We start from the raw sequence: 16878 nt of genomic DNA on the forward strand, positions 1-16878 counted from the left end.
GGTCGACGGGTTACCGCAGACCGACGAGGGCGGCGTGGACGGCGTGCCCAGCGGCGGGGTCACCGACCGTGATGCGCGCGCTTCCGTCCGGGTAGGCCTTCGCTTTGATACCGGCGCGGCGCAGGGCGGTGGCCACGCCGGGGCCGGGTAGATAGAGGAAGTTCGCGTGGCTGTCCGGGACCTCTATTCCACAGGCACGCAACGAAGTTCGTAGCCGAATTCGTTCGCGGTTGATGCTGTCGACGCGGTCGCGCAGTTCGGCGCCCGCCGCGTAGGCTGCGCGCACCGCGGCGATGGACGCGGTGGGCGTGCCGAAAGGCAACTGCTGGTTGCGGATTCGTTCGATCAGCTTTCCGCGGCCGACGCAGTAGCCGATCCGCAGCCCGGCCAGCCCGTAGGCCTTGGAGAAGGTGCGCAGGATCAGCAGGTTCGGGTGTCGGTGCAGGAGAGCGCGGATATCGAGGCGGTCCGCCGGATCCAGGAATTCGACGTAGGCCTCATCGAGAAGCACCGGAACGCGGTGGGGGATCGCGGCGAGGAAGGAGCGAACAGCCGCCGCGTCCAGGACGGTGCCGGTGGGGTTGTGCGGGCGGCACAGCACGACCAGACCGGTGCGCCGGTTCACCGCGCGACGCATCGCCGTCAGGTCCTGATCGCCGCCGGAATCGAGGGGGACCGGGACCAGGGGCATCCCGGCCATCTCGGCCATGATCGGGTAGCCGTCGAAAGTCGGCGTGCTGGTGAGCAGTTCACCGTCGCCGAGCGCCCGCATCACCTGCATCGCGACGCCGGTGGCCCCCGCGCCGACCACCACGTCATCGGGCGAGACACCGAGGTGATCGGCGATGACGCGGGGCAGCTCCTCCGGCAGGAACTCCGGATACCGATTGGCCTGCGCGAGTGCGGAAGTCACCGCCGACATCACGGAAGGCAATGGTGGGAAAGGGTTCTCGCTGAGGCCGAGGTCGAACACCATGGGTGTCGCCGTGGCGTGGAACCGACGGGAGGGCCGCGTCGGTTCCACCAACCGCACAGTCATCGCGCGGCGCCCCAGCGAATCGCCGCCGCGCCGGCGAAGTCACCCGCGTGCGCGAACGCCGACAGCAACACCACCGACCCGTTGCGCAATCGGCCCGCCCGGTTCTCCGCGTCGAGCGTCACGGGAATCCCCGCTGCGAACAAGTTTCCGCACTGGTCGAACGTGTCGGGGTGACGTTGCGCGGGCAGCTCCAGCGCGTCGTGCCAGTTGCGCAGGAACAGCCGGTTCGGCTGATTGGTGACGAAGGTGTCGATATCGCTGCTCTTCACCCCGATCCGCTTGCACACCTCGAGCGCCACCTCGGGTACCAGGCGATTGCCCCGCGCGAACACCTTGGTGATCTTGGATTCGGAGAAGCTCACGCAGCCCTGACCCTCGCCCGGTTCCCAGTACTTGCGCGGACCATTCGTGGAGAAGTCCATGTCACCGGCGAATTCGGGATAGGTGCGGGTTTCGATGTCGAGGATCGGGCCCGAATCGTCCTTGCGCAGCAGACCGATTCCGCAACCGTCGCCGGGCACCGGCGCCTGCGCCAATTTCCGGATATCGGGCTGGGTGAACACCGGGCCCGCGCAATTCTGCGCGGCGACGATCAGCGCGGTCTTCGCCTCGCTGGTGGCCATCATCATCCGGGCCATCGCCATCATCTGCACGAACGCCGCGCAGCCGCTGTTGTGCACATCGAGCACCTGCGACGGACGAGCGCCCAGCCGGCGAGCCAGTTCGGGGCCCGCGCCGAGCACCGGGTTATCGGGCAGCTGGGTGTGGGTGATGATGATGTCGATCTCGGACGCGAGATCGGCGCCGTGGCGTTCGCGCAGGGCGGCGAAGGCCTGTTCGGCCATGTCTACGGCGGTTTCGTCGCGCCCGATGTGGTGACGGCCGGTCGGCGAACGGAACATCACGTTCTTCGCCATCCGCTCCGAACGGGAGAACTGGGTGAAGTAGTCGGTCGGGACGGGGTCGCCGGGCAGATAGCTCGCGACGTCGACCAGACTCACCTGCGGCATGTTCACTGCATCCACTCCGGCTTGATGGGCAGCCCGTTGGCCGCGCGGTATTCACAAATGGCTTTGAGGTTGTCCAGCTCGAGCTGGTGTCCGGCGGAGAACATCTCCCAGAAGTCGCCGACCCAGACGGGGCGCTTCGGCGGCGCTGTCTCGGGATAGCCGTTCTCGTCGTAGAAGGGGTGCTTGCAGTTGACCCACGTCACCACCGAGCCGGGCTTGTTGAACACCACCTGCGCGTCGACCACCCGCATCAGATAGATCATCCAGAGGTGCTCGGACTGATCCCACGCGCAGTGATAGTCGACGGTCATCGCGTCGGAATGGCTGACGGTGCGGGTGAAACACTTGGTCGCGTCACCGAGCCGGTCGTAGGCCAGCCACAGGCCGGGCTCCTCGGTCTCGGTGAAGCCGCGCAGGCTGTAGGTCCATTCCTCGAGCGAGCGGGTGTCGGCGAGGTATTCGTAGACCTCGCGCGGCGGGGCCGCGATGTAGGTCTGCACGGGGCAGTAGTCGCCGAAGATCTGGTCGTGCGGATACACCGACCGCAGCATGTCCATGATGATCGGCGTGGTGGTCTCCCGGTCGGAGTTCTCGATGCGGATGACGCCGGGCACCACTTCGGTGATGTCGGACAGGGCAGGCAGAGCGCTGAGGGTCACGGGGTGCTCCTGGATGATTCGAGGGCGGACAGGAAGGGCAGAAACGGCGGGACTTCGTCGGGGTCGCAGAGGATTTCGAGGAACGACGGGCCGGTGGCGGCGAAGCTGTGGTCGAGTGCGTCGGACAGCCGCGTGGCATCGGAGACGGTGCGGGCCGGCAGCCCGGGGAACATGGCGGCGATGCCCGCTCCCAGATGTGACGGTTGAAAACGGTTGAAGCTGTAGCGATTCCGGTAGTAGAGCTGTTCCCGGGTGACGCACATGGCGTGGGCGTTGTTGTTGAACACCACGAAGGTGATGGGCAGGTCGTGCTCGATCGCGGTGTGTATCTCCATGCCGTGCATGAAGAACGAGCCGTCGCCGGCGATGACGACGGTGCGGTGCGGGCCGTCGGACGCCCCGCGGCGGGCGAACGCGGATCCGATACCCGCGCCGAACGCGTATCCCATTCCGCCCATCCCGAGCGCGACCGTGAAACGTCCGCGCTCGGGCACCCGTAGGTAATGCACCACCGAGGCGCCGGTGTTACCCGCATCGGCGAAGACATCGGCGGCCTCGGGCAGCGCGCCCGCGATCGCCTCGACGACGGCGCGGTAGCGCAACCCGGGGCCCGACGCTTCGGGGACGGCCATGGGCGTGACCTCCGCGCGGCGCGGGCTCGTTGTCGACCCCACCCCGAGGTCGGCCAGCAGCGTGGCGATGGTTTCCGCGAGGTCCGTGCTGGTGGCGTGGGTGGCCGCGAGGTAGGGCGCGCATGCGCCGATGCTGAGTACCGGCAGGACAGCGAGGGCGGCGTCGAGCCCGGCGCGGGCGGTGACCGGGAGGCGGGTGCCGACGAGCAGGCAGGCGCCGGCCGCCGACAGGGCGTCGGCCAGCTCGGCGTGACCCATGCTGCCCGCGACCCCGCAGTAGCCGGGGCCGGTGTTGGAGTACACGTCCTTGGCGTCGGGCGCGAGGCCGATGGCGGCGTCGAGCGCGGCGACCAATGCGGCGAGTTCACCGCGAGCGTTGTCGCGCGCGATCTGATCACCGGCGATGATCACGACTTTGCCGGTCCGGCGGGCATCGGTGAGTTCGGCGGCGATGGTGTGCGGGTCGATGGGTGGACCCGCGCCGGGTCGCCGGGTCGACTGCCGCTCGGGCGCGGGAGTGCTGTTCTCGCCGCTACCGGCCCCGATCGGCGCTGGAACGCCGAGGCGATCCGGCATCGCCTGCTGCTGAACATCTTTGGGTATCAGCAGCACCGCGGGCCCGCCGCTTTCGGCCGCGGTGAGGGCCGCCGCCAGCTGTGCGGGCAGCTCAGCCGGATCGGTGACCCGTGCGCAGTACCGGCTCACCGTCGCGAACAGGGCAGTAGCGTCGATGGATTCGGCCAGTCCGCTCGAATCTTGAAATGCGCCATGCCCTTCCAACGCCGTCGGTGGCTGCCCGATCAAGGCCAGCACCGGTACGCGGGAGGTGTACGACTCGGCCAGTCCGGCGACGAGGTTCATCGCGCCACCGCCGGAGGTAGCGGCGACGACCCCCATGCCGCCGGTGCTGCGCGCGTACCCGTCGGCCATCGTCGCCGCGGAGAACTCGTGCTTGGCGACGATGCCCGCCGGCGAATCGCCCGCGTCGAAGATCGCGTCGTACAGGTCCTCGATATTGGCGCCGTCGACGCCGAAGATCTGGGTGATTCCCCGGTCGGCTACCGTTCGTACCAGGTAGTCGACCACTCTGTCCGGCATCGGCCCTCCTTCTCCGCGTCGAAATATGACGCCGATGTGCACCACGTCTGTTGGGGTTACGAGGCGCGCCGAGGGTGAGTTCAGAGGGTGGGTGAAAACCACCCCTTGTGTGTACGTACACATATACGTATAGTGAGTTCATGCCCAACAAGACGATCTACGTGGCCGACGACGATCTCCCCGTGTTCCAGCGAGCTCAGGAGCTCGTCGGCGGAAACCTCTCCAGCACCGTGATCAGCGCGCTGCGCCGGCTCATCGAGCTGGAGGAAGGCCGTGCGGCCGGGTTCGACGAGGTCGTCTTGCAGGTGGGTCGCGACGGCGCGCGGCAGGTGCGCTTCCAGGGCGTACTGCTGGGCGAATGGCGCGACGTCGACGACAAGAAGGCGCTGCATCAGCAGGTCTACCGCAGTCGCAAGGGCAAGTTCGTGCTCTACACGCACACGGCGCTGTGGGCGGACTACCCGATCGGGGAGGCCGCCGGCGACATGAAGGACTGGAAATACTGGCGTCGCATGTTCGGCATCGGCGACAAGGCGTGGGACTGGGGTGACTACGTGTACGAGATCTTCGATGATCTGAAAGACCTGAGGGATCGCGTGCCCGACAAGCTCTACCGCAAGGTCGAAGACGTCACCGCGCATCCGCAGATCGAGGAACTCGACATCTAGCCTGCCGCGACAACTCCACATCCGACACTCGAACCGCAGCCCCTGGGGGCTGTGTGGATTACTCATGCATTTATTCGCACCAATTAATGTAATCCTGTGGAAAGGGACAACCATGGTCAACTCGGCCATCACCGCACGCGGCCTGCGCAAGGCCTATGGCGACAAGACAGTTCTCGACGGCATCGACATCACCGTCGCCGAGGGCACCGTCTTCTCGCTGCTCGGCCCCAACGGGGCGGGCAAGACCACCACCGTGCAGATCCTCACCACGCTGATCGCCGCCGACGGCGGCGAGTGCGCCGTGGGCGGCCATGATGTGGCGACCGACCGAGACGGGGTCCGCGAGCTGATCGGCGTCACCGGACAGTTCGCCGCGGTCGACGAGCTGCTGACCGGTCGAGAGAACCTGCACATGATGGGCGACCTCAACCATCTGCCGCGCCGCGAAACCCGCACTCTGGCAGCTGAATTGCTGGAGCGCTTCGACCTGGTCGAGGCGGCCGACAAGCCCGCGAGCACCTACTCCGGCGGCATGACCCGCAGGCTCGATCTGGCGATGACGCTGGTCGGCGATCCGCGGGTGATCTTCCTCGACGAACCGACCACCGGCCTCGATCCGCGCAGCCGTCGTTCCATCTGGGAGATCATCCGCGGCCTGGTCGACGATCTCGGCGTGACCGTCTTCCTCACCACGCAGTACCTCGAGGAGGCCGACCACCTGGCCGATCGCATCGCGGTACTCGACAACGGCCGAATCGTCGCCGAAGGCACCGCGGCGGAACTGAAGCGGCTGATCCCCGGCGGCCATATCCGGATCGACTTCACCGATCAGCCCGACGTGGACGCCGCCCAGCGCGCGTTCGGACCGACGGCGAAGGTGGTCGAGGGCACCGACGGGCTGACCCTCGCCGTGCCGAGCGACGGCGGCGTGCGTTCGCTGCGTGCCGTGCTCGACCTGCTCGATGCCGAGAACATCGAAGCGGGCGGCATTTCCGTCCATACCCCGAACCTCGACGACGTATTCCTCACCCTCACCGGCATGAGCGGTCAGCGGCCGGAGGCGGAAGCGGAGCGTGACCACGTAGGCCGCCCGAGCATGCCCGATGCCAACAGCCGCGCCACCATCGAACAGGAGTCACTGCGATGACCACTCTGACCAAGTCCAAGTCCTACGCCCTCGCCGACACGATGACGATGCTGCGGCGCAACATGATTCACGTCAAGCGCTACCCCAGCATGACGTTCAGCATCATCATCATGCCGATCGTGCTGATGCTGGTGTTCAAGTACGTGTTCGGCGGGGCGCTGGAGAAATCCTCCGGCGGCAACTACATCGACTATCTGGCGCCCGGCATGATGCTGCTGTTGCCTGCCTACCTCACGGTGTCGGTGGCGGTCTCGATCGCCACCGACGCGAGCAAGGGCATCGTGAATCGCTTTCGGGTGATGGCGATCTCGCAGTCGTCGGTGCTCACCGGGCATGTCCTCGGCGCGCTCATCCAGGCGATGGCGGGCGTGGTCGCGATGACCGCCGTCGCGATGCTGGTGGGCTTTCGGCCGAACGCGAACGTCGTGGAATGGGTCGGCGCGTTCGGGCTGCTGGCCCTGGTGACCTTCGCCTTCACCTGGCTCGCCATCGCGCTCGGCCTGCTCTCGCCGACCCCCGAAAGTGCCAGCAACGCACCGTTTCCCATCGTGCTGCTGCCCTTCCTCGGCAGTGGTCTGGTGGCCACCGACACGATGCCGGTGGGCATGCGCCAGTTCGCCGAATACCAGCCCTTCACCCCGATCACCGAGACGCTGCGCGGTCTGCTGATGGGTACCGAGATCGGCGCCAACGGCTGGGTCTCGCTGGTCTGGTGCGCGATCATCGCCGGTGGCGGCTTCCTGTGGTCGAAGTCGATCTTCCGCAAGCAAGCGAAATAGCGGTGGCACACGAACGGTCCGGTCTCCGCGGAGACCGGACCGTTCCGCGTTCAGACCTGGGCCACCAGGACGGTCCGGCCGGAATCGATGGAGGTGATCTCCACCTTGCTGATCGAGTCCGCTGGGGCGTCGATGGTGCGATCCACGGTCAGCTCGGTACCGGGGCCCGCGGGCCACTGATTCAGTTCGAACCGCTGCTCACCCGCGGTCACTACCAGCCCGTAGGTGCGGGTGTAGCCGGAGCCGTAGGAGCTCGGCGCGTAGCGGCAGGTCATCACCAGGCGGGTGCGCTCGCCGTCGCGGACCAGCTTCACCTGCGCGCTCACCGGCGTCTGCTCCACCGCCTGCATCTGCTGCTCCGCGACGATCTGCTCGGTCGCCGACTCCGATCGCGCCACGGTGACAGTCACCGGAATCGCGATCGCCACCGCCGCGGCGGCCGCCGCCACCGCGCTGCCGATGCCGAGCCAGCGACCCCGGCGTCTGCGCCGCTCGGCCGCCGCCGCCAGCGTCGGGAGCAGATCGGGGACCTGCGGCGCGGCCGGCTCGGGCGAGGCGATCATCGACAGCGCGGTATCGCGGTCGACCAGGGCGAGCATGCCCGGCATCCCGGACAGCTCGGCGACAGCCTGTGTGCAGTGTCCGCAGTCGAGCAGGTGCGCCTCGTAGGCCCGCCGCTCGGTGGCGCCGAGCGAACCGAGGACATAGGCCGCGTCCCAGGTGCTGTACTCGTCGGCGAGGTCGGTCATCGGTTCGTCACCCCCATCTCCTGTAACGCCAGACGCATGGCGCGCATGCCGTAGTGCAAGCGCGATTTCACCGTCCCCGGCGGGATACCCAGTTCGTCGGCGATCTGAGCCATACCGAGGCCGCGATAGTAGGCCCGCACGATCACCTCGCGATGATCCGGGCTCAACGTACTGAGCGCGTCGGCGACCAGCCAGCCGTCGAGCGCGCGATCGGATTGGTCGGGGCTCACCTGCTCCGGCGGGTTGTCGGTGCCGAACTCGCGCCGGTGTCTGGCACTGCGATGCTCGTCTACCGCGAGATTACGGGCCACGGTGAACAACCATGCGCGTGGCGAGGTTTCGGTCTGCTCCAGCACGGCCGGGCGCTGCCAGGCGCGCAGCAGCGTCTCCTGCACGATGTCCTCGGCCCGGCCGGGATCGCGCACCAAACCGAGGGTGAAACGCCACAGCGCGGGTGCGTGCTCGGCGTAGAGCGCGCGCATCAGTTCGTCGCGACCATCGTTCATCGGCGGCCCTGGTCACTGCTCGTCGAAATTCATGTGTCACTCCTACTCGTCTGAAGGAGTAACGGGATCAATTGCGTTCGAGTTCAATCGGGTGCGTCGCCAGCAGGGCCAGCGGCAGCGGTTGACGGCGCAGCACGGCCGACCACAGATCGTGGCGGTCGGTGGCGATCGGATCCGACGGCAGCGCCGAGACCACGATCCAATCGTCGTTGTCGAGTTCGCCGTCGAGCTGGCCCATCGACCAGCCCGCGTATCCGGCGAAGACCCGGATCCGCTCGACGAGCGGGCCGATCTCGGCGGGGTCGGCGTCGAGATCGACCAGCACGACCCGGCCGTCGACGCGGCGCAGGCCGCGGATCTCGGAGATGTCGACGCCGGCGTGCAGGACCGCCAGGCACAGCGCGGCATCGCGTTTGACCGGGCCGCCGATGTAGAGGTCGCTCGGGCTGGCGGCCAGGTCGGCCCAGGTGGGCAGCACATCCTCGACCGGGGTCTCGCTCGGCCGGTTCAGCACCACGCCGAGGCTGCCCGCGTCGTTGTGCTCGATCACATAAACGACGGTGCGCCGGAAAGTAGGTTCCACCAGGTCTATCGCGGACACCAGCAGGTTGCCCGCGCGGACATTCACCGCGGGCTGACCGCGCCGCCGATCGTCGCCGTGCCCGTCCCGAGTCCGGCGCTCGTCGGGGTCGTCTCCGCCTGCCACCGAGCCATCATCGCATTGGAGCGGCGATACGCGCTTCCCGCGGACCGGATCGGAACCGGAATTTCTTCGTGCGTGGACCCCGCGATCGCCCGGTAGTGTCGCGCTATGCACTCGCCCGAGGTCCTGCTCGACGACAACGACGCTGTGTACGACTACTACCTGCGACATCAGCAGAACAGGTGGAAGGCGTTGGCCTCGTACGCGGTGCTCGCCCGGCGGTTCCGGCCGCGCGTGACGTTCGCCGAGGGCGCGAAACAGCAGTTGAAGGCCCTGATCCGCAGCGGCAGACCGGTGATCTACGCGATCAATCATCTCTCGACCAGCGACCCGTACACGGTCGCGGCGACGGCGTGGCGCTCACCGCTGCGCTCGAAGATCGGGCGGGTACGGGTACTGGCCAAGGACGAGCTCTTCCTCGACCCGGAGCAGCGGCGCAAAGTGGACATGATGGGCGGGATCCCGGTGTTCCGGGGCAAGGATCACGGCATTCGCGCGGTCAACGCCGCAGGCCAGCGGATGATGGATGTGTGCGCGCAGCGCTTGGCCGACGGTGACCACCTGGCGATCTTCCCCGAGGGGACGTGCAATGAGGTAGATCACACCAGGGTGCAGGCGGTCGGCAGCGGAATCGGGCATATCGCGTTCCGCGCCGCCAAACTGGATGCCGCGCCCGCGCTGGTCGCCATCGGGATCAACTACGGGACCTACGCGGCTGGGGTCGAACCGTCCGCGGCCGAGGTGGTGTCGGGGCTCGCCTACTTCCGGGCGCCGATTCGCGAGTTGCCGCAGCGGCCCGCCGACATCGCCAGGCTCGTCAAGGAGGAGCTGCAGCTGGCCGTCGACGGGGCCGTCGCGCACTACTGAGGGAGTCCGAACAACTCCCTGGCGCGTTGCGGGACGTAGGCGATGTAGTCGGGGTGGGTGGAGATGAAATGCAGGACTACCGGGCACATCGGCAGCACGCTGAAACCTTCGTCTCTGCTGGCGTCCAGTGCGGCCTTGATCAGTGTGTTCGCCAGTCCCCGGCCTTCGAACGCGGAATAGATCTCGGTGTGCACGAGGGCGCGTTCGTCCCCGGTGTCCTGGTATTCGATGTAGCCGGCGGGTTGACCGTCGGCGGTGAGTTCGAACCGCTCGAGCGCGGTGTTGTTGCGGACCTCGGTCGCCATATGTCGACGTTACCGTGTTCGGGAGGACAACCCACCGGGCAAATGAGAACATGGGTGACTCCCCGACCACCCACAGCGAACCGTCGAGCTCGGGAACGACACGCTGAATACGCGGAGAGGCGGAAAAGATGGCCGGCGAACCACTTGTCGTGCTCGCTCCCGACAAGTTCAAGGGGTCGTTGACCGCACCGGAGGTTGCCGGGGCGCTGGCCAGGGGCGTTGCGCGACGGGCGCCGAAAGCTCGGGTGCGGTGTGTGCCGGTGGCCGACGGCGGCGACGGGATGGTCGACGCGTTCGTGGCGTCGGGGTGGAAGCGGATCGAAGTCGCGGCGCCCGGACCGACCGGACAGGCTTCGACGGCGGTGTACGCAGTGCGCGGTGATACCGCGGTGGTGGAGTTGGCGGCCGCCGTCGGGTTGGTGAAGTTGCCGGGTGGGCGGCTGGATCCCTTGCGGGCCGACACATTCGGGTTGGGGGTGACCATCGCGCACGCGCTCGACGGCGGGGCGAAGGAGATCGTGCTCGGGCTCGGCGGAAGCGCTTCGACCGATGGCGGATCGGGTCTGCTGCGGGCGCTGGGTCTGCGGTTGCTCGATCAGCAGGGGCGCGAACTGGCGGGCGGCGCGGATGTGGCCGCGACGCTGGAGCAGGTCGCGTCGGTGGATCGCGCCGCGTTGCATCCGGCGGTCGCGACGGCTCGGTTCACGCTGGCCTGCGATGTGGACAACCCGCTGCTCGGGCCCGCGGGCGCGGTGGCGGTGTACGCGCCACAGAAGGGGGCCAACGCCCGGCAGATGGTGAAACTCGAAGCCGGGCTGACCAATTGGGCCGCTGTGCTGGGTACCGGGTACGCCGAGATCGGCGGGGCGGGCGCCGCGGGCGGCACCGGGTTCGGGGTGCTCGCGGTACTGGGCGCGCAGGTGCGCAGCGGTATCGACGTGTTGCTCGAACTGCTGGAATTCACGACTCTGATCGACGGGGCCAGGCTGATCGTCACCGGTGAGGGCTCGCTGGATCACCAGAGCATGCACGGGAAGGCGCCGGTCGGAGTCGCCGCGGCGGCGAAGAAGGCGGGCGTGCCGGTGATCGCGGCCGTGGGTCGAACGCTGCTGTCGCCCGGCGAGATTCGAGCCGCGGGGTTCGCGACGTGCTATCCGCTCAGCGATCTGGAGCCCGATCCCGCGCGCTCGATCATCGCGGCGGCCGACCTGCTGGAGCGCATCGGCGAGCGAATCGCCATGGAGCACCTGTCATGACGCCCCGAGGACTCCGGTCAATGCCTCGCGATTCTCATCGCCCCAGTTCTCCAGCGGTTCCAGTGCGAGGCGCAGGGTTTCACCCAGCGCGGTGAGCGAGTACTCCACGCGCGGGGGGATCTCGGCGAATATCTCGCGGTGCACCACGCCCGCGCTCTCCAGCTGTCGTAGGTTCTCGGCGAGCACCTTCTCGCTCACACCGTCGAGCAGCCGCCGGATCCGACCGAATCGCTGCGGGCCCGCGCCGAGCACCCACATCAGGTGCAGCTTCCATTTACCGCCGACGACATCGATGGCCAGGCTCATGCCGCACACATCGTGATCCGCGTCACCACTCACCGTCGCCACACCCCTCTGACCGTGTTTCGAACCTCTGGGTAAGCAACCACACCCGAACGTGCGGTCTTCCCGACGATACTCGCGCCGACCACCATGGACAGCGGCGCCGAACCAACCAGTATCGAGAATCGAAGGGCCACAACATGTCCGAGCAAACCGCTCTCCGTTCCGTTTCCGTTCTCGGCCTCGGCCCGATGGGCCGGGCCATGGTCAGGGCCTTCCTCGAAGCGGGCGTCGAGGTGACGGTGTGGAATCGCAGCACCGCCAAGGTCGACGCGATGGTGGCGCTGGGTGCCGAGCGCGCCGAGACTGTCGCCGAGGCGCTCGACGCCAACGCGGTCGCCGTACTCAGCCTGACCCACTACAACGCCATGTACGACGTCCTCGGCCAGGCGATCGACCAGCTGCCCGGCAAGGTGATCGCCAACCTGTCCTCCGACTCGCCGGAGAAGGCGCGGGCCGGCGCGAAGTGGGTGCGCGAGCGTGGCGCCGAGTTCCTCTCCGGCGGGGTGATGTCGGCGGGCGACAATATCGCCCATCCCGCGTCCTACATCTTCTACAGCGGTCCGAGGTCGGTCTTCGACGCCAACGCCGCACTGCTGCGCCCGCTGGGCCCGCAGGAATACCTCGGCGCTGACGACGGCCTCGCGCAGGTCTTCTACCAGGCACTACTGACGATCTTCCACCCGTGGCTGCTCGCCTTCGACCAGGCGAGCGCCATGATCGCGAAGTCGGGTCACGACATCGGCCGGTTCGTCCCGTTCGCGGTGCGTGCGAGCGAGGCCTTCCCGTACTTCATGGAGCAGTTCTCCGTGGCGAACCAGAACGGCGGCTGGGCCGACGAGGCCAGCCTGACCATGATGGACGCGGGCGCCCAGCACATCATCGATGCCAGCGAGGAAGTCGGCGTCGACGCGGGGCTCTCGCGCCTGGCGCAGTCGTACTGGCGCAAAGCCGTCGCCGCGAGCGAGACCGCGGGCAAGGCGGTGTCGACCTACGCGTTGATGCGCGGCGAGGCGTCCTGACCTGGGCTGTCGACCCGGTCGGTGCTCACGCGGTCTCGGCGCCCAACCTCGGGAACGGTTCGGTGGAGAACACCACCTCCACCGCTACCTCGAAATACGCCGCGAGCCGCAGGGCCAGGTGCAGGCTCGGGCTGTATTCGCCGCGTTCGAGGTAGCCGACGGTCTGGTAGTGCACACCGAGCGCCTCGGCCAGGTCCCGCCGCGAGATGCCGCGCTCGGCGCGCAGCATCGCGATGCGGTTGTAGATGACCTCAGAAGGCACGCTGCATCGCTTTCTCGCGGCGCACGGCCACGCTGGATCCCGATTCATGGCGGGCCGCTCGCCGCAGCACGATCGGCGCGAGCAACAACCCGACGATCGACCATACGCCGAGTACCGCGGCGGTCTCGAGGTGCCGCCACGACCCGTCGATCTCGATGGCCGCCGCCTCGGCGGGCAGTAGCCCGGAGCGCATGCCCAGGCCGAGCCAATACATCGGGAACAGCTGGGCCAGGCCCTGCACCCAGCCGGGGAGCGCGGCGATCGGATACCAGATGCCGGAGATGGCGATCAGACCCATCAGCGGCAGCGTGAGCAGGAAGATATCGCGGGCGCCGACGATCAACCCGCCCAGGATGGCCCCGATCGGCAGGGTGGCCAGCAGACCGAGCACGATCACCCACGTCAGCGTGACCAGACCGCCGTCGGGCATCGACAATCCGCCGACGATCAGGGCGCCGATGGTGAGTACCACCACCAGTTGCACCAGGACCGCGCCCGCGATGGTGCCGATCTTGCCGATGAAGTAGCCGAGAATGCCGTTCGGAATTGTCTTGGCGCGCAACAAAGTTCCATCCTCCCGGTCCAGAGCGAGGACTTCGGCGATGCCGTACAGGCCGTTGAACGCGATGATGCCGCCGAGCAGGCCGGGCACGGCGAGTTCGCCGAGGGACAGTTCGGTGTCGTGATAGGTCCGGTCGCGCAGGAAGAAGATCGCGATCAGAAACAGTGTGGGCGTGAGGAATTGGCCCATCAGGCTCGGTGCGTTGGTGTAGAGCTGACGCAGCTCGATCCACATCGCGGCCAGGCCGCCTCTGACCGCTACCAGCGTGGGATTCATCGGGTGACCTCCTGCAGTGAACGAACGGGCTCGGCGGCCGTGTCGGATTCGAAGCGGCGGACCAGCGCCATATAGGTGTCCTCCAGCGACGCGCGCTGCACCTCGAGGTCCTCGATCTGTTCGCCGTGCTGCTTGAACAGTTCGTGGACGTACTTGGTCGACTCGGTGGTGGTGTGGACGAAACGCTGGCCGTCGCGGGTCCAGCGCACCTCGGCCTCGCCCGCGGTGGCGGCGGCGAGCTCCTCCGGGGAGCCGTCGGCGATGATCCGGCCACCGGCCAGGATCAGGATCCGGTCCGCCAGTTTCGCGGCTTCGTCCAGGTCGTGGGTGGTGAGCAGGACGGTGGTCTCCTCCAGATCGGCCAACCGATGGACCAGGTCGTGGAAGTCGCGCCGGGCAGCGGGATCGAAGCCCGCGGTCGGTTCGTCCATGAAGAGCAGTTCCGGTTTGCCTACGATGCCGATCGCCACATCGAGTCTGCGTCGCTGGCCCCCGGACAGGGTGGCGATCTTCGCGTCGCGCTGTTCGGTGAGCCCGACCAGCGCGATCAGCTCATCGGTGTCCCACGGTCGGACGATGCGGGCCGTGGAATAGGGGCTGTAGTACCCACCGAGATGGCCGAGTAGTTCGCGCACACGCCATTTCGCGTGGTCACGCCAGGATTGGAGCACCACGCCGATGCGTGCGCGCCAGAGTTCGTCACCGTGTTCGGGATCGGCCCCCAGCACGTCGACTTTGCCTGCCGACCTCCTGCGGAACCCCTCGAGGATCTCGATCGTGGTGGTTTTGCCCGCGCCGTTGGGGCCGAGCATGACGAGCACTTCCCCGCGCTTCGCGTGAAACGCCACATCGTGCAGGACGTCCTTCTCGTCGTATCGCATCCGTAGTTGCGCGACATCGAGAACGACGTTGTTGTTCGAAGTCATGAGTCCTCCCAATCATCGACCTTCGATGATTTGTAGCATACGTACTACATATCATCGCGGCAATACTTCGTCTGATTTCAGGCGTTCCGATAAAGAGAGAGCAGTGCTCTTGACTTCGGATGACGAAGGGTGCATTGTTGTAGTCAACGGAGAGCAGTGCTCACAAATCAGGAGTGATCAAGATGGACAACGCCACCCGCTACCTCAGCCCCACCGGTATCGATCCGATCATGAACAAGATCTTCAACCTGTTGCCCAAGTGGGGGATCAGCGTCATGGGGTCGCGGCTGCTCGCGGTGCGTGGTCGCAAGAGCGGTGAATGGCGCACCACCATGGTCAACGTGATGACGGCCGCCGACGGCGCGCGTTACCTGGTCGCGCCGCGCGGGCACACCCAGTGGGTGCGCAACCTGCGCGCGGCGGGCGACGGCGAACTGCGCCTCGGCCGCAGAACCGAACTGTTCACCGCCACCGAGGTCGCCGACGCCGACAAGGTGCCGCTGTTGCGGCTGTACCTGGAGAAGTGGGGCTGGGAGGTCGGCAGGTTCTTCGAGGGCGTCACCAAAGACGCGACCGATGCCGAATTGATCGCTATCGCACCGGGTTTCCCGGTTTTCCGGCTGGCCTAGGGCTTGCTCAGGTACTCGATCGCGGCGGCGTAGCCCTGGACGCCGAGGCCGGCGATGACGGCGGTCGCGATCGGGGAGACGAACGAATGGTGCCGGAACTCCTCGCGCGCGTGCACATTGCTGATGTGCACCTCGACGATAGGCACCTCCGGGATCACCAGGGCGTCGCGCAGTGCCACCGAGGTGTGGGTGAGGCCGCCGGGGTTGATGACGATGGCCGACACCTCGCCGCGGGCCTGGTGGATCCGGTCTATCAGGGCGCCTTCGTGATTGGACTGGAACGCGATGATCCGGCGGTCGAATCGGGCGGCGGTCCGTTCGCACAATGCGACAACGTCGTCGAGGGTGTCAGCGCCGTAGATCTCGGGCTGGCGGGTGCCGAGCATGTTCAGGTTCGGTCCGTTGAGGACGAGGATCGGACCGGTGGCCTGCTCGGTGGTCATGCAGGGCACTGTATCCGGGTGGTGTACGGGCTGTGTTTTTGGAGCGCTGGCGCGCTCGAGCGGGGCCCCTTTGGGCCCCGATCTTCCCTCCCTACGGGTACTCCTTCGTCGCACCCTTCGGTCAGTCCAGATCGGGGCCGGCCCCTTTTGGGTAGAGACATACGGGGGTTACCCGCACCGGGTGGGGTGGGGTGGGGTGGGGTTATAGGCCGGTGGGGCCTTCTGAGCGGAGGTTGTCGACCTTGCGCATGGCTTCGCGGAGTTCGGCCAGCCAGGTTTCGGCGTGTTTGCCTGCGAGTTTGACCGTCCAGGCCAGGGCGTCGGCGCGGGAGCGGGCGACGCCCGCGTCGATCAGGGTGTCGAGGACCTGGCGTTCGGGCTGACGGAGGCGGGTCATCACGGGCACTGCCAGGTGGGTGAACAGGACTCGTTCGCCGTCCACTCGCACACCCCAGGCGACGCTGCGGCCGTAACGCCGCTGGGCTTCGTCGGCGATCTGCATGCGGGCGGCGCGGGTCGACTCGCGGAAGCGGGCGAGGGCGCCTTCTTTGGTGGCGGTGGGGGTGCTCGCATCTCCGGGGGTGGGCAGTTCGCCGACCACGACGATCTCGTCGCGGTCGATCTCGATGTCCACCGGCCCGGTGAACCAGTCGGCGGGCAATCGTCCGGCGAACCAGTCGGGGGCGTCGGCGGGATCGGGAAGGTCGGCCTGCTGCCAACCGCCGGGTCGGCCGAATCCGCGCTCGCGTCGATCGTTCCGCATGGAAATCACCTGCTATCTGTCTTGCGCACGTTGCGTTGATTACAAGATTACGCCGAAATCAGTCCGGTGAATTCCGCTCTGCGTGAACTGGTCGGTATCGACTCGGTAAAGGCGATGCCGTGGGGTTGGCCGGGGACGGCCTGGGTACCCTCGGATTGAATCGCCGGACAAATGCGAGATCCGCACGACCGGTCGCGGCTGTCGGTACGGTTGACACAGCAGTTGTCGCCGCTTA

General features: G+C 67.2%; 20 protein-coding genes and 1 pseudogene. 7 read left to right on the forward strand and 14 right to left on the reverse strand.

The window, feature by feature from the left end:
- Nucleotides 1–10: 10 nt before the first annotated feature.
- The 4 genes from NA12_RS22935 to NA12_RS22950 are packed head-to-tail and all read right to left on the reverse strand — an operon-like array spanning nucleotide 11 to nucleotide 4438.
- The gene (locus NA12_RS22935; RefSeq protein ID WP_371856017.1) at nucleotides 11–1027 is read right to left on the reverse strand and encodes a pyridoxal phosphate-dependent aminotransferase; all 1017 of its coding nucleotides are present in this window, start codon (nucleotides 1025–1027) and stop codon (nucleotides 11–13) included.
- An 8-nt stretch (nucleotides 1028–1035) separates the two neighbouring features.
- Complete coding sequence (locus NA12_RS22940; protein ID WP_067455007.1) at nucleotides 1036–2049, reverse strand: 3-oxoacyl-ACP synthase III family protein; 1014 nt, start codon at nucleotides 2047–2049, stop codon at nucleotides 1036–1038.
- Nucleotides 2050–2051: 2 nt separating this feature from the next.
- On the reverse strand, nucleotides 2052–2708 hold the full coding sequence (locus NA12_RS22945; RefSeq protein WP_067455010.1) for a DUF8713 domain-containing protein: 657 nt from the start codon (nucleotides 2706–2708) through the stop codon (nucleotides 2052–2054).
- Nucleotides 2705–4438: a thiamine pyrophosphate-binding protein gene (locus tag NA12_RS22950; protein ID WP_067455013.1), complete on the reverse strand. Its 1734-nt coding sequence runs from the start codon at nucleotides 4436–4438 to the stop codon at nucleotides 2705–2707. The genes NA12_RS22945 and NA12_RS22950 overlap by 4 nt, the downstream gene beginning before the upstream one ends.
- Nucleotides 4439–4578: 140 nt before the next feature.
- Here NA12_RS22950 and NA12_RS22955 point away from each other — a divergent pair, with 140 nt between their 5' ends.
- From NA12_RS22955 to NA12_RS22965, 3 genes and pseudogenes are all read left to right on the forward strand, one after another.
- Complete coding sequence (locus NA12_RS22955; RefSeq protein ID WP_067455016.1) at nucleotides 4579–5106, forward strand: EXLDI protein; 528 nt, start codon at nucleotides 4579–4581, stop codon at nucleotides 5104–5106.
- A gap of 112 nt (nucleotides 5107–5218) precedes the next feature.
- Nucleotides 5219–6145 (forward strand): annotated as a pseudogene (locus NA12_RS22960) (ATP-binding cassette domain-containing protein); the annotation flags it as partial.
- A 104-nt stretch (nucleotides 6146–6249) separates the two neighbouring features.
- Nucleotides 6250–7032, forward strand: a complete 783-nt coding sequence (locus NA12_RS22965) for an ABC transporter permease (RefSeq protein WP_067455019.1) — start codon at nucleotides 6250–6252, stop codon at nucleotides 7030–7032.
- Nucleotides 7033–7082: 50 nt separating this feature from the next.
- Here NA12_RS22965 and NA12_RS22970 read toward each other — a convergent pair whose 3' ends face one another.
- From NA12_RS22970 to NA12_RS22980, 3 genes are all read right to left on the reverse strand, one after another.
- Nucleotides 7083–7781 carry a zf-HC2 domain-containing protein gene (locus tag NA12_RS22970; protein ID WP_067455022.1) on the reverse strand — a complete coding sequence of 233 codons (699 nt, stop codon included), beginning with the start codon at nucleotides 7779–7781 and terminating at the stop codon, nucleotides 7083–7085.
- Nucleotides 7778–8287, reverse strand: a complete 510-nt coding sequence (locus NA12_RS22975; RefSeq protein WP_067455024.1) for a sigma-70 family RNA polymerase sigma factor — start codon at nucleotides 8285–8287, stop codon at nucleotides 7778–7780. Before NA12_RS22975 ends, NA12_RS22970 begins: the two co-directional genes overlap by 4 nt.
- A gap of 67 nt (nucleotides 8288–8354) precedes the next feature.
- Nucleotides 8355–8993, reverse strand: coding sequence for a YqgE/AlgH family protein (locus tag NA12_RS22980; protein WP_084473021.1), 639 nt, complete (start codon nucleotides 8991–8993; stop codon nucleotides 8355–8357).
- 105 nt (nucleotides 8994–9098) lie between these two features.
- On the opposite strand from NA12_RS22980, the gene NA12_RS22985 reads away from it, so the two are divergent.
- Nucleotides 9099–9857: a lysophospholipid acyltransferase family protein gene (locus tag NA12_RS22985; protein ID WP_067455029.1), complete on the forward strand. Its 759-nt coding sequence runs from the start codon at nucleotides 9099–9101 to the stop codon at nucleotides 9855–9857.
- Here the strand turns inward: NA12_RS22985 and NA12_RS22990 are convergent.
- Nucleotides 9851–10162 (reverse strand): GNAT family N-acetyltransferase, encoded by a 312-nt coding sequence (locus NA12_RS22990; protein WP_067455032.1) that lies wholly within the window; start codon nucleotides 10160–10162, stop codon nucleotides 9851–9853. The two genes, NA12_RS22985 and NA12_RS22990, sit on opposite strands and share 7 nt — an antisense overlap.
- Nucleotides 10163–10290: 128 nt before the next feature.
- Here NA12_RS22990 and NA12_RS22995 point away from each other — a divergent pair, with 128 nt between their 5' ends.
- Nucleotides 10291–11418 carry a glycerate kinase gene (locus NA12_RS22995; RefSeq protein WP_067455034.1) on the forward strand — a complete coding sequence of 376 codons (1128 nt, stop codon included), beginning with the start codon at nucleotides 10291–10293 and terminating at the stop codon, nucleotides 11416–11418.
- On the opposite strand, the gene NA12_RS23000 is transcribed toward NA12_RS22995, so the two are convergent.
- Nucleotides 11413–11724, reverse strand: a complete 312-nt coding sequence (locus NA12_RS23000; RefSeq protein WP_067455369.1) for a winged helix-turn-helix transcriptional regulator — start codon at nucleotides 11722–11724, stop codon at nucleotides 11413–11415. The two genes, NA12_RS22995 and NA12_RS23000, sit on opposite strands and share 6 nt — an antisense overlap.
- 176 nt (nucleotides 11725–11900) lie before the next feature.
- On the opposite strand from NA12_RS23000, the gene NA12_RS23005 reads away from it, so the two are divergent.
- The gene (locus NA12_RS23005) at nucleotides 11901–12782 is read left to right on the forward strand and encodes an NAD(P)-dependent oxidoreductase (RefSeq protein ID WP_067455036.1); all 882 of its coding nucleotides are present in this window, start codon (nucleotides 11901–11903) and stop codon (nucleotides 12780–12782) included.
- A 25-nt stretch (nucleotides 12783–12807) separates the two neighbouring features.
- On the opposite strand, the gene NA12_RS23010 is transcribed toward NA12_RS23005, so the two are convergent.
- From NA12_RS23010 to NA12_RS23020, 3 genes are read right to left on the reverse strand one after another with little or no spacing between them, the layout of a single operon-like run.
- A complete protein-coding gene (locus tag NA12_RS23010; RefSeq protein WP_067455043.1) occupies nucleotides 12808–13044 on the reverse strand; it encodes a helix-turn-helix transcriptional regulator in 237 nt (78 codons plus the stop codon).
- Complete coding sequence (locus tag NA12_RS23015; RefSeq protein ID WP_067455046.1) at nucleotides 13034–13882, reverse strand: ABC transporter permease; 849 nt, start codon at nucleotides 13880–13882, stop codon at nucleotides 13034–13036. Before NA12_RS23015 ends, NA12_RS23010 begins: the two co-directional genes overlap by 11 nt.
- The gene (locus tag NA12_RS23020; protein ID WP_067455050.1) at nucleotides 13879–14808 is read right to left on the reverse strand and encodes an ABC transporter ATP-binding protein; all 930 of its coding nucleotides are present in this window, start codon (nucleotides 14806–14808) and stop codon (nucleotides 13879–13881) included. Before NA12_RS23020 ends, NA12_RS23015 begins: the two co-directional genes overlap by 4 nt.
- 182 nt (nucleotides 14809–14990) lie before the next feature.
- On the opposite strand from NA12_RS23020, the gene NA12_RS23025 reads away from it, so the two are divergent.
- Nucleotides 14991–15437 (forward strand): nitroreductase family deazaflavin-dependent oxidoreductase, encoded by a 447-nt coding sequence (locus NA12_RS23025; RefSeq protein WP_067455372.1) that lies wholly within the window; start codon nucleotides 14991–14993, stop codon nucleotides 15435–15437.
- Here the strand turns inward: NA12_RS23025 and aroQ are convergent.
- Nucleotides 15434–15880 carry a type II 3-dehydroquinate dehydratase gene (aroQ, locus tag NA12_RS23030; protein WP_067455053.1) on the reverse strand — a complete coding sequence of 149 codons (447 nt, stop codon included), beginning with the start codon at nucleotides 15878–15880 and terminating at the stop codon, nucleotides 15434–15436. The two genes, NA12_RS23025 and aroQ, sit on opposite strands and share 4 nt — an antisense overlap.
- Nucleotides 15881–16082: 202 nt before the next feature.
- A complete protein-coding gene (gene abmR / locus NA12_RS23035; RefSeq protein WP_067455056.1) occupies nucleotides 16083–16643 on the reverse strand; it encodes an ATP-binding transcription factor AbmR in 561 nt (186 codons plus the stop codon).
- Between the last annotated feature and the right edge of the window lie 235 nt (nucleotides 16644–16878).

It is taken from the genome of Nocardia alba NBRC 108234, assembly GCF_001612665.1.
Classification (GTDB): Bacteria; Actinomycetota; Actinomycetes; order Mycobacteriales; family Mycobacteriaceae; genus Nocardia; species Nocardia alba.